A 13,102-nucleotide genomic window follows, 5' to 3' on the forward strand; every position below is an offset into this window, starting at 1 on the left:
CTGAGAATTTGAATCGCGCCATCCAAGGGGGTCATGAGCAACTCTAGCTTTTTGAGCTGACGTAGTTGGATTCGATCCAACTTCTCCCTTATCTCGGCATAACCCCGTTTTTGAGCGCAGGTTGTAGTAGTCAACTAGCCTGATCTGAAGATGATTCAGCACCAGCTCATTTGGTTACTGAGGTTTCGGAAACTTCCGATGGATGCCTGATCTCTACCTGATGATCGCGGCCATCGTCGATCAGCGGAATGTCCTCGCCGCTGTGCAGCGTGCCGTCTAGACTGAATTGCGACAGGCCCTCGCCGACGGCGGTTTGTCGCACCCTGATATGGTAAATGGTTTCACCAAACCGGTAATGCAACGTGAAGCTAGGCCAGTGCGCCGGGAGCACCGGCCGTATGCGGAGTCGCTCGCCTTCACGCTGCAGGCCCAGCAGGGACTCCACCATCAGCCGGTACATCCAGCCTGCTGAGCCGGTATACCAGCTCCAGCCGCCGCGTCCGGCATGCGGAAACACCCCGTACACATCAGCGGCCACCACATACGGCTCGACTTTGTAAACCTCTATCGCCTCAGCGCTGCAGCCATGGTTAACCGGATTAATCATGCGCAGCAGCTCCCACGTTCGTGCACTGTCGCCCAGTGCGGCGAAGGCCATGGTTGCCCACACGGCTGCATGGGTGTACTGGCCACCGTTCTCTCGCACGCCGGGCACGTAGCCCTTGATGTAGCCGGGGTCGAGCGCCGAGCGGTCGAAGGGTGGATCGAGCAACTGGATCAACCCGACATCGCGGCGCACCAGATGGCGATCAAGCTCGTCCATAGCCTGGCGCCTTCGTCCGTCTGGTGCGGCGCCGGAGAGTACCGCCCAGCTCTGTGAGATTGAGTCGATCCGACATTCGTCGTTGCTTGCCGAACCTAGCGGTGTGCCGTCGTCGAAATACGCCCGGCGGTACCATGCGCCATCCCAACCATGCACTTCTAAGCTGTCCTGCAGCGTGCCCGCCTGCTCCTCGCAGCGCCGGGCGAACGGCTCGTCACCATAGCCGCGTGCGGTCTTGGCAAAGTGCTGCAATACCTCGTACAGGAAGAAGCCCAACCACACGCTTTCGCCACGCCCCTGCTCGCCGACCCTGTTCATGCCATCGTTCCAGTCGCCGGCACCGATCAGTGGCAGGCCATGGACGCCGCGCCCCATGCTGTGCTCGATGGCCCGCACGCAGTGCCGATACAGCGTTTCGTCCAGCGGCGCGCACGTAGGCAGGTCATAGTAGGACTCTTCGCCTGCGTCCAGCGGGCGGCCTTCGATATAGCCCACCGGTTCGTCGAGCACGCTGTGATCCGCAGTGACCCGCACATAGTGGCTGGTTGCCAGGGCCAGCCACAGGTAATCGTCAGAGCACAGTGTACGCACGCCTCGCCCCAGCGGCGGATGCCACCAGTGCTGCACATCGCCTTCGGGGAACTGGCGTGAGGCGCAGAGCAGCAGATGCTGGCGTGCGGCGTGCGGGGCGGCGTGGAGCATGGCCATGACGTCCTGCAACTGATCACGGAAGCCGAACGCCCCGCCTGACTGGTAATAACCGCTGCGAGCCCAGAAGCGGCAGACAATGACCTGATACATCAACCAGCCGTTGACCAGTACATCGATCGACGGATCGGGCGTTTCCACCTGCACCCGGCCCAGCGTCTCACGCCAGTGGGCCTGCACGGCGTCGAGTGCCTCGACCGCCCCCATGCTGCCACGGTAGCGCAGGCGCAAGGCGCTCGCCGTCGAGGCATCGCGCTCTGCGCCCAGACGGAACACCAGTTCGTGGCTGCCACCAGCGCCCAGTTCGAGGCCGACCTGGATCGCTCCGCACGGGTCAAGACCACCTCCGGTGCGGCCAGACAGTCGCGCCTGTGTCATCGCTGCTGGTGCCCCGAGGTTGCCGTTGCGGCCGAGAAACTCGCTGCGATCGGCGGTGACACTTAGACTTGGCGAGTCGACATCGAAGAATGCCACCCGGCCTGGAAACTCGATCGAATAGGTGTTGTGCGCCAGTAGGGCGCCGCTGAGCGGGTCGAACTCGGTGACCACGTGCATCGCCGACTTCTCGCGCAAATCGCCCAGCACCCATTCGACATAACCCGTTGCGGACAGGCGGCGCAGGCGCCCTGAGTCATTGCGTATCCTAAGCCGGTAAAACTTGATCGGCGCATCCAGCGCCACGTAGACCCACAGCTCGGTGTGGATGCTGTCTTCGTTGTGCTCGAAAACACTGTAACCAAAGCCGTGGCGGGTCATGTACGCGCCATGGCCGCGCCGCGGTAGCAGCGTAGGCGACCAGTAGTGCCCGGTCACCTCGTCGCGCAGGTACAACGCCTCGCCGCAGGCATCGCCGACAGGATCGTTCTGCCAGGGCGTCAGCCGGAACTCATGGGCGTTCTCGCTCCACGTATAGGCGCTGCCGCTCTCGGAAATGACCGTGCCGAACCCTGGGTTGGCCAGCACGTTGACCCAGGGCGCCGGTGTCGCCTCTCCCGGCATGAGAGTTATCGAATATTCGCGGCCGTCTGCCGTAAAGCCGCCGTACGGATTACACAAGATCAGCTCTCCCTGCTTGGGGGCGGGCTGCGGTGGGGTCGTTTCGAACAGGCGCGGGAGGTTCTGTTCGAACTGCGGCAGCGGCGGATCCACGCGACGCCGGTGCACCTGCTCGGCCAGGCTGCCATGGTCGTCGCTGAGGATGATGCGGGCGACCGACTGCATCAGAGTCCGATCCTCGTTCGAGAGCTGCTGAGCCAAGCGCACGAAGACTCTGCCCGGCCGGTCGATCAGGCTGGCATCAATACCCGAGGCAATCAGGCCCATGATCAGATCATGCAGGTGTTGCCGGTAGCCGGCACGATCCTCGTTCCATATCACCAGATCCACCGCCAAGCCCTTCATCCGCCAGTAGGTATGCGCTTGCACCGATTGGCGGACCAGCTCGATATTCTCTGCCGCATGGATCTGCAGCAGCACGATCGGTAGGTCACCGGAGACACCATGCCCCCACAAGCCGGACTGGTTCCGCTGATTGGCGGCCAGCACGCCGGCCTCTGCCCGATAGGCGGCATTCGCGTAGATGACCGAGGTGGCCAGGTGTTCATACAGCTGCGCATCGACCTGCGAGATATTGAACTGGCGGCGTAACACCTGACTATGGGTCCACGCCAGGTCGAACACGCGGTCGGCCAGATGGCGGTCGCGATATTTGTCGATCAGTTGCAGGCAGCCTTCGCGACTGTCGCTGACGCCGGTCACCAGATCGATCGTCGCCGACTGGTCGGGATCGAGGGTGATACGGCAGCGGATCGCCACGATCGGATCGAGCACCGCCCCGGCGCTGTTGGAGAGCAGACCCTGATCGTCGGGCGTGGCGTCCATCGCCGCTGGCTGGACGATACTGCGGCCGCGACCGATGAAGCGCCGGCGGTCCGTTTCGTAAGAGATCGAGTCGATATCGACCTGGTGCACCGCCAGCAGATGACACATCCAGGGCGCTACTTCCTCGCTGGAGCGCGACCGGCGCGTGCAAAGGATCGCCTGCAGCGGCTGCAGCAGCTCGGTCTGCACGAACAAATTGCTGAAGGCCGGATGTATCGCATCGCTGATCGCGGGAGCCAGCACCACCTCGGCGTAGCTGGTGAGCTCGATTGTGCGTCGCACCCGTGCACGGTTAGTAACATGGATGCGCCGCAGCTCGATGTCGTCCTCCGGCGATACCACGATCTCGGTATGAGTATCGAAGTCACGTTCGCGTATGCGGAACTCAGCGCGCGCCTCTGAGAAGATCGCCTCGTAACTTTCCAGGCGCCTCAGTGTTGGCTGATGGGCACTGGACCAGAAGGTGCCACTGGCGACATCACGCAGATAGCAGAACATGCCCCAGTTGTCGCAGGTGATGTCCTCGTGCCAACGGGTCACCGCCAGTTCACGGCAACGACTGTAGCCACCACCGGCACTGCTCACCATCACATGATAGCGGCCGTTGGACAGCAGTTTCACAGCGGGCCGGCGACGGTCGGGGTCAGTGAAGATGCGCAGCTGGGCTGTCGCCAGCTGTGCCCCCACATCGGGGGTGGTAAGGCCGGAAGCATGCAGGTACTCGGCTGCCGTTTTCGGTATCCGCTCCTGCAACAGCAAGGCGTTGGCCCGGAACTGCGGTTCGGACTCGAAACGTCGCTGCATCGGCCGGTCCAGCAGTACGCTGGCAAGTGCCAGCAGGCTCATGCCCTGGTGATGCGCCATGAAAGAGCGGACCACCACCGAGTCATGTCCGCGCGGCAAGCGTGCCGCGGTGTAGTCGATGGCCTCGTGCAGGCCGTAGCGTCCAGCCAAGCCTTGGGTGGCGAGCCGCTGTAGATTCCGGCAGGCAGCCTGCGGAGCCACCATCAACGCTAGCGCCGAGGCATATGGCGCCACCACCATGTCCTCGCCTAGCCCTCGCTGGAGCCCGAGTCCCGGTACCCCGAAGGCGCGGTACTGGTAATTGAAGTTGATGTCCCGCGTGTTGTAGGCCGATTCGGATACGCCCCACGGCAGCCCCAGCTGGCGGCCGTATTCGATCTGCCGGGCCACCGCCGCGCGGCAGGTCTGGTCTAGTAGGGTACCCTCGGGGCTCGGCATCACCAGCAGCGGCATCAGGTACTCGAACATCGACCCAGACCAGGACAGCAATACCGGCACGCCGCCGTTGCTGGTGAGTAGTCGGCCGAGTGTGAACCAGCTTTGCTGTGGCGACTGGCCCAGGGCGATGGTCACGAAGTTGGTGAGGCGCGCCTCCGAGGCCAGCAGGTCGTAGTAACCCGCATCCCGCAGATGCTCGTCGACGTTGAAGCCGATCGCGAACAGGTTACAGCGTGTGTCGTACAGAAAGCTGAAATCCATCGTCGCCAGGTCCTCGGCCAGCTTCGCCAGCCGTGTGGCGGTGGCGATGCGCTGGCTGGCATCACGCTGCACTTCGGCGACCTGCCCACGCAGGGCCTGGGGCCACAGATCGGCATTGAGCTGCGCCAAGTGGCGCCAGGTCGGCAGCGGCGTAACAGCATCACCTCCCGCGCCATTCATGGTCGATGGGAGCATGAAACGATACAGCTCGGCCTGCTGGTCGCCGCATTGGGTGATCAGCGCCGCCAGCCAGAAGGCGACGTCGCTCTCCGGTGTGGCATTGAGCACGGCGGCCAGCGCCACGGCACGATCGAGTAACCCGTGCATGCAGTCCGCTGCGTCTGGCAGCGATTGCGGCACAGTGGCCAGCGCCGCGCGCAGATCGGCCTGCAACGCGTGCATCTCGCGGCTGTCGAGCGCAGCGGCCGGGAGTGTGTCGCGCAGTACATGAAGGGTATCGCTCAGGCCTGTCAACTGGCGCGCGTCGAATAGCGGATCGTCGGCCAATGCAAGCAGGCCAGGGCGCAGGGTCAGAAGCAACCCGGCTAGATTGCCGCTGTCCACCGTCGAGACATAGCGCGGGTGCAGGGGTTGCAACGACAGGGTGTCGTACCAGTTGTAGAAATGGTTGCGATGCCGTTCCAGTCGGCTCATGACCGCGAACGACTGGTCTAGGCGCTCCAGTAGTCGCCCGGCACTCAGATAGCCGAAGTCATAAGCGGCCAGATGCGCCAGCAGGGACATGCCCATGTTGGTTGGCGAGGTTCGGTGGGCGATGACGGCGGTGGACTCTTCTTGGATATTATCCGGAGGAAGCCAGTTGCCTTGCTGGCTGACGTGGCTGTCGAAGAAAGCCCAGGTCCGACGCGACAAGTTCCGCAGAAAGCGCAGTTCGACGTTCGTCGGGGTGAATGCCGCGCGGGTGGCCGGCTTACTCAGCCACCAAGCGATGGCCGGCGATGCCATCCAAAGCAACACCAGCGGAGCGGCGAGCGCTAATGCGCCGGGGCTAGGGAGCAACGCCAGGATCACTAGCCCACTCAGCAGCGGACTTGCCCACATCAGCCGGTAGAGTTCCGGCAGGTCGTGGGCACTGGTGCGCTCTACTTCGCAAGAGGGGTTCCACTGCAGCAATCGGCGATGGCTGACCAGTATCCGCCACAGCGTGCTGGCGATTGCATCCAGGCTGCTCAGCGCCTCGCACGGCAGCCAGGCAAGAGTCAGTGCCGTGCGCAGGACATCCTGGCCGGCTGCGCGCAGCACCACCGCCAGGTGCTGGTCGAGTGGCACGTCGTGGGGCTTCTGGAACATCGCCTGTATCGGCGGAAGCAGCGATGGGATCAGTAGCAGGGCGAGGATCGTCAGGGTCCAGCCTGCCGGCTGCGCCAGGCCGAACCAGCCTGCCAGCAGCATCGCCAGCAGTGCCGCGGGCTCCAGGCTGCGGCGCAGGTTGTCGAATATCTTCCAGCGCGCTAGCGCGCACAGGCGATTGGCTTCGAAGCCGGCGCACTGGGTTGGCACCTGCGGCAGAATCCAGGGCAATAGCTGCCAGTCGCCGCGAATCCAGCGATGTCGGCGCTGGCTGTCAGCGCTGTAGCTCGAGGGGTACTCCTCGAACAACTGCACATCGCTGAGCAGGCTCGTGCGGGCGTAGCAGCCTTCGATCAGGTCATGGCTGAGAATGCGGTTGTCGGGGAAGCAACCGGCGACGGCCTGCTCGAACGCATCCACCGCATAGATGCCCTTGCCGATAAACGAGCCTTGCTGGAACAGATCCTGATAGACGTCCGAGACGGCGCGCGTATAGGGATCGATCCCTGCCTCGCTACCGAACAGGCAGGTATAGGCGGATCGTGCCGTGCTGGGCAGGCTGATGCCGACCCGTGGTTGCAGGATCGCGTAGCCGGCGCTGATGCGACGCTGCTGCGGATCGTAGACGGCACAGTTGAGTGGATGCTCCATGGCGCCAATGAACTGTCGTGCCGTATCCCGCGGCAGCTGGGTATCGGTGTCGAGGGTGATGACGTAACGCACCTGCTGCAGCCCTGCGAGGTTGCCGACAATCAGCGCAAAGCGCTCCTGCCCGGTGCCGCGCAGCAGTGCATTGAGTTCGGCAAGCTTGCCCCGCTTGCGCTCGTGGCCCATCCACACCTGCTCAGCCGAATTCCAGTATCGCGCGCGATGGAACAGGAAAAAGTGATTGCTGTCGGGATATTTTCGGTTCAACGCATCGATGCGCTCACGAGCCAGCGCCAACAAGGCTGCGTCCTGCTCCAGAACTTCGGTCGAGGCATCCATGAAGTCGGTAAGCAGCGCGAAATGCAAGTGCTCGTCGCGGTTGGCCAGGAAGCGCACCTCCAGCCCCTCGGTCAGCTCCTCGATGTCCTTCGCACGGGCTATGAGCGTCGGAACTACCACCAGCGTGCGCGCCTTGGCGGGGATGCCCGCGCTAAAGTCCAGGCGCGGCAGCATGCTCGGCGGCACAGAGAGGGTCACCAGCCAGTTCACCAGAGCCAGCGCCAAGCGGCTGGTAGTCAGCAGCGCGGGAATTGTGAGCAATACCAACAGTAGCCCATGCCAGCCGTTGGCCTGCGCCGCGGCGAAGAACGGTACAGCGAACAGGAACATCAGCACCGTGTTCAAACCGAGGTAAAAGGATAGCGGCGAGCGGCCCAGCAGCCGTTGGTATCGTTCACCCAAGGTGCAGTGTGCGCCGAGGTGTTGCTCCAACGCAGGCAGTCCCTTGCCGATCAAGTAGAAACCCACGTGACTGGTAACAGCTCCGACGTGATCAGCCCCGGCGTTGGCCTGTGCCAACTTGATCGCTGCCCGCGCCACGTTTTTCTCGGAGTGCGTACTATTTCTCGCAAGGCGCTCAACGACATGGCGGTAATTGTCACGCGTCGCGAAGTCCATGCTGACATAGACCCCCGATGGATCTTCGCGCAGCACTTGCTCGACGATACTCAAGCTCTCGACGAATTCGCGCCAGTCTGTCGTCGACAGCAGGCGCAGGCTACCGATGCTATTGCCGATGGAAACCTGGTCGGCCGCCTGTTGCTGCGCATCCATTTGCACCATGTGCTCGATGGTTTGTCCTGCCTCAGCCAGGTTTTGCTCGACCCAGGTCAACGGCAGTGCCAGTGCCGAACTCTGTCCCTGTAGTCGCCGCACCAGCTCGGCGACGAATGAACTGGTCATCGGCGGCTTCGAGCGTGCCATATCGGCCACACTGAGCACGACATTCTTCGGGTCGCACTCGACAGTTTCGGTCATCCGGTCGGCCCAGTCGTCGGCCAGACAACGATCATTCCATTTCGCCATGACCCGCGAAGCAACGCGGCGCAGATTCTCGATCAACGCCAGCCGCAGCATGATGGGGATCGCCCACAATTCGCCGAGTGTGAGCGGCGTTACTGCCTGATAGGCCGCAACAAAACGGTCCAGGATCTCGCTGTCAACCCGGCCATCGCCGTGTGAAATAATCTCCAGCGCGGTGTCGTAGATCCTCGGCAGCCCGGTCGATGGGCCATTCGCCAGCCGCGGCAATTCACGGCTGTAGCCCTTGGGTAGGTGCCTTTGCGCGATTCGAATTTGTTCCTCGATCAGATAGAAGTTGTCGAGCAACCATTCTGCGGCGGGCATGACGCGTCGACTGGACAACGTCGCTGTGGTCAGGGTTTCACAGCTGCTGACCAGCAGGGCTTCGTTATCGCTCAGTCGCGCCAGTAGCGGGTCCGCCGCCGAGCGCGGACTCAAGATGTGTTCGCGAGCCAGTTGAGTGCCATGGTTTGCCATCTGCTCGGTGCTGAACAACTCGGCGCGCAAGGCAGGCTCGTACTCGAACTTGCGAGTCGAGTCTCGCCACAGACGAAACCCTGTTTCAAGTCGACGCAACCGAAAAAAGGAGAGAATCCGCTGAGTATTCATTGATCCCCTGACCTCAGGCTGAGCCGTCAAAGAGATCATTCAGCCTAGGGGCTGTTGACGTTTCGCGCTAGGGAGGCTGAGAAAGAAGAGCAAAACCGCAGAATTAAGGTTCCTACGCCGACAACCCTGCGAGTTTGCAATGTCCCGATTGATGTGATGCTCAGTAACGAGCTTTGGTCGACGCTGGAAAAAATTCTGCTTCAACAAGCCATTTACCATAAGCCTGATCTGCGAGTGACGGTTGAGGGGATGCTCTACCGAATGCGCGTGGGCTGTCCCTCGCGAGCCTTGCTAAGAACCTTTGGAGACTGGAACTCAGTCTACAAGAATCGCTCGCTATTGACCGACTCCTGCCTGTCACGGAAGGCAGGTGGTGACCCGAACCGGCCGCTCACGACAGGCAACCAACGGCCAAAAGCAGCCTCTGACGACGATTCCGTGATGAGCTTTATGTCTAGATATGTGGAATGACAATCATGGGATCACCGTTGGTTTCATTGGCGCATCCGAATATCCGCTGGCACTGGCCACGGCTATACTTAATGGGTGGACTCACTCACATTCTGCGGGTCGTAGTGTTCATGGTGTTTCTGGTCCATCGGAGCCTGTAACTCCCACATTTTAGGGTGAGCCGGAGAACTTCCAGTAGATACGGATCCTGTCTGGTGCAGACACTGACCGTTGGTAACATCCGGTCTGCCGCATCGGAGTACAAAATGACTCAGTCAGTGGAGTTCTTCCTATCGATCGTCATCGCGAAAATCATCAAGGCGGGCTTTGCGTTTGGTGGCAGCTATCGCCAAGGCGAATTATTTAAGGGCTCGAAAGTAAAGGGTTATTACAACGCCAGAACCGGGTCATGGGAGCTGCAGGCAGGTGTCCGGTCGTATGACTATGCAACTTTCCTGATGATCGAAAAAGCCGTGAATTGTTTACGCGAAACCAAGGGCTGGGAAATCGGTATAGGACCAACCGTTGTTGTGGTTGACGAAGGGGCGCTAAGAATCTGTCCCGCTCGACGCTGAAGGACGATACCTGCGCGTTCACATTCGTCCAACAAGGATTAATGGCCGGGGTCAGCATCGAAGGAACGAAGATTTCCCTGATAAAACACGGAAAACCGGCCGTTTGGGTTGCGTGCCTTGAATTGAACGTTTAGATATGAAATTAAAAACAAGCTAGGGTTACAGAGTCTAACAATCTACATCAGAGGTTTTGCCATGAGTACCCTGACGATCGAAGGCTGGTGCAAAATTAGCGACGACCAAAAGTCCACCCCGGTGGGGGACGTCCATTTTAACATCGAAGGCCCTGTCCATTTGCGTCTGGAGCAGGCCGAAGAACGCCTGCAGAATGGCCATGAGTCAGAAGTCATGGTCGATGTCGATATGAAGTCAATGGACTTGATCATGCCTGAGGGATACGGCCCCCTATCCGATTGCCAATTACGCGTCTATTTGAGCGACGACCAACGCGGCCAGTTCCATTTGGTCGGGCATCGGACCAGTGATGGCAGCTTGATCTACACCAATGTGGTTTTGATTGCTCAGTTAAGTTAGCCGCCACTCAGTCCAGGCGCACGGACACCGCCCGTACACGGAAAAGTGCTCAGGGAATGGTCAATTCCTAGTGTGGTGACTATAGTTACTTCCAGTAATTCAGCCCCTTCTTTGTGAGCAGGAAAAAATGCAAGCAGATAACGAATCGCTGCCAGATTCCGAAATGCTCTTCGATGATGCGGATCGTGGATTGCTGCTCACCGCAGAAGACGGTCAGATTAAACGGGTTAACCTCACCTTCTGTCACTGGATCGGTTACAGCCGAGAGGAACTACTCGGTCGTCAGATTCAGAGCCTTATGAGGCTCACGGGGAGAAGCTTCTATCAGAACTGGGTATCCCTAATGCAAATTCAGGAGGAGGTCGCTGATGTGAAATTCGACCTCGTTCATCATAATGGCTGTGCAACCCCGATGATTTTCAGCGCAATCAGGTGTGAGCACTCCACCGGTATTTTTCACGAGTTGTCATTGTTCAGGGCCGAAGAGCGACATCGATACGAACGTGACCTACTCAATGCGCGGATGGTCGCCGAAAGGCATCTGGCAAAACACCTCAAGGCTCAACGCGCTCAGAATGCTGCCCAGGACAAATTGCGTGTTACCTACGCTGCGGCAGAAGACAGGGCCCTTTTCGCCGAACAGATGATTGGTATCGTCAGCCACGATCTGCGAAACCCGCTGTCGGCGATAATAATGGCAACGGATATGCTGGGCCGCGGGGAGCTTGATGCCAAACAGAGGCAAGTACTCGGTCATATCACTCACTCGGCGCAGAGGGCACAGCGTTTGGTCGCAGACCTTCTTGACTTCACTTTGACTCAAGTTGGACGAGGTATCGCGGTTTCCCCCAAGCCGGTCGACCTGCACGAACTTGTGGCGGGATGCTTGGACGAGTTAAGACGGACCTTCCCCGGACATGAGCTGTCCCACTTGCGTGTTGGACACTGCGAGTTCACCGCGGACAGTGACCGGCTTTATCAGCTTATAGGCAACCTCGTTGCCAATGCAATCTCCTACGGCTCTGCGGATGGTGGGGTAACCGTCTCGTCGCTCTGTGAGGACCACGCAGTAAGTATTGTCGTGCACAACGTTGGCACGCCAATACGCCCGGCGCTGCTCGACAACCTGTTCGAGCCGATGATTCGCGGCAGTCATGACAATGCTGAGCTGCACAGTCTCGGGCTTGGTCTATTCATTGTTCGAGAGATCGCAAGAGCGCATCACGGTGATGTGACAGTGACGTCTTCGATCGGAAGCGGAACGACGCTCACTGCCACGTTTCCTCGATCCGCCAATTAGCTTGATACAGAAACGTGGATTGTTTCGGTCGGCAGAGCGCTGAGGAGGGGGATTAAGCGTGCGTGACCTTTGTGTGACTTTCTCACGCACCTATAGCGGACCCATTCCATATAGCTACCGAGGCCAGCGCACGTCGTACACACTGGCACAACGGTCTCTTTTGGGGCCAGGCTCTGTGGAAACGCAGCCATCGTTTTGAACGATGCGTTGCTACGTAAAATCTGCAAGCGTTTGGTTAATCAGCTAGATCTGCAATTTGCATAGGAACGCGATTTTCGTTCCAGGTCTGACCGTCAAACCTGTTTTAAACGTTTTCACAAAGCCTCGACCCAGCCTCGTCGATGATGACGGGCTGAGAGCGGCCAAAAGAGGAAGATCCCCAGCGGCGACGTTGGTCGTCGTCGATGCCGAAGCTTGAATGGCAATGACGTTACGATGCTTCTGAGAAGAAGCATGTTCTGATCTTCCCATTACGCGCCCGACATGGCCACGGCCAATCTCTTTCCGCCCCCGATATGACTTTTCAGGAAAATTCGCAGATGTGCCAACTATTCTGACACCGGGGGGGGTAGAAAAACTTGTAGAGCGGGCTGGCTGGACTTTCGACGCATTTGTAGTTCGGGCTTACTATGTAATTACTGCAGCCAAAATATCTGCTGTTGAGACCCGGGATGCGCAGAAATTACAGGACGAAGCCGTCGCAGCCGCGGTAGCTTATCTTTCCAAAGCGCAAGTTGCTGGCTCGCCCTACTACAGTTACACCAACCAGTTATTCGCAGAGGTGGTAGTAGGCATCGCTGAATATTTCAGAGAGAGTAAGGCGCGGTTCCAGCCGGCTACTGTGAACAAATTCGACCGCCTTTATAGCCGCTGGCATCGAGAGCTTCCACTTCAGCGTGGGGCGGGGTTGACATTCACTTGGTTAGCACGCGATCTTGATGTCTTAAAAAGTGACAAGCTCCTTGTTCCGAAACGGGATGTGTCCGGAAGACTGCGGCAGAGTCACACCGCGATAATATTTGAAGGGCAGGTGAGTGCCGGCAATATCGAGATAATCGGAGGAGGTCCTAACTCCTTTCAACCATTATCGGATGACGACACTTTTCTTTCCTCTGTCGTAGAACCTGAGTATCAACTATCGCAGATGCCATCGCTCGGCCGAATTTTGGGTCCTGACGATGATCCGAACCTGGGTAGGTTTGGCGGGCAGTCAAGTCTCGACGGATTTCATCTGACTGCGACATTTGAACCGACGGAACCCCGTGATTGGGTCACGATCATACTTACGTTGGAAGCCGAACGGTCGGCGATGATCGGGATCGGCGATTTTGCGTGGTTCCTACTTCATCCAACATTCTCGCCGTCGGCAATCTAAGTCACGTTTCGAGGAAATCGTGC

4 protein-coding genes and 2 pseudogenes are annotated in these 13,102 nt (G+C 59.4%); 5 read left to right on the forward strand and 1 reads right to left on the reverse strand.

Annotated features, from left to right (window positions below; all coding sequences use genetic code 11):
• Window positions 1-166 precede the first annotated feature (166 nt).
• The gene (locus tag RHM55_RS24370; protein ID WP_322178696.1) at window positions 167-8,845 is read right to left on the reverse strand and encodes a GH36-type glycosyl hydrolase domain-containing protein; all 8,679 of its coding nucleotides are present in this window, start codon (window positions 8,843-8,845) and stop codon (window positions 167-169) included.
• Window positions 8,846-9,001: 156 nt separating this feature from the next.
• On the opposite strand from RHM55_RS24370, the pseudogene RHM55_RS24375 reads away from it, so the two are divergent.
• From RHM55_RS24375 to RHM55_RS24395, 5 genes and pseudogenes are all read left to right on the forward strand, one after another.
• Window positions 9,002-9,172, forward strand: a pseudogene (locus RHM55_RS24375) (transposase); the annotation flags it as partial.
• 419 nt (window positions 9,173-9,591) lie between these two features.
• Window positions 9,592-10,004 (forward strand): annotated as a pseudogene (locus tag RHM55_RS24380) (YSC84-related protein); the annotation flags it as partial.
• Window positions 10,005-10,065: 61 nt separating this feature from the next.
• Complete coding sequence (locus RHM55_RS24385; protein ID WP_322178697.1) at window positions 10,066-10,404, forward strand: hypothetical protein; 339 nt, start codon at window positions 10,066-10,068, stop codon at window positions 10,402-10,404.
• A gap of 127 nt (window positions 10,405-10,531) precedes the next feature.
• Entirely contained in the window at window positions 10,532-11,704 is a 1,173-nt protein-coding gene (locus RHM55_RS24390; protein WP_322178698.1) for a PAS domain-containing sensor histidine kinase, read from the forward strand.
• 541 nt (window positions 11,705-12,245) lie between these two features.
• Window positions 12,246-13,079 carry a hypothetical protein gene (locus RHM55_RS24395; RefSeq protein WP_322178699.1) on the forward strand — a complete coding sequence of 278 codons (834 nt, stop codon included), beginning with the start codon at window positions 12,246-12,248 and terminating at the stop codon, window positions 13,077-13,079.
• The last annotated feature ends 23 nt before the right edge of the window (window positions 13,080-13,102 follow it).

It is taken from the genome of Pseudomonas sp. MH9.2, from assembly GCF_034353875.1.
GTDB lineage: Bacteria > Pseudomonadota > Gammaproteobacteria > Pseudomonadales > Pseudomonadaceae > Aquipseudomonas.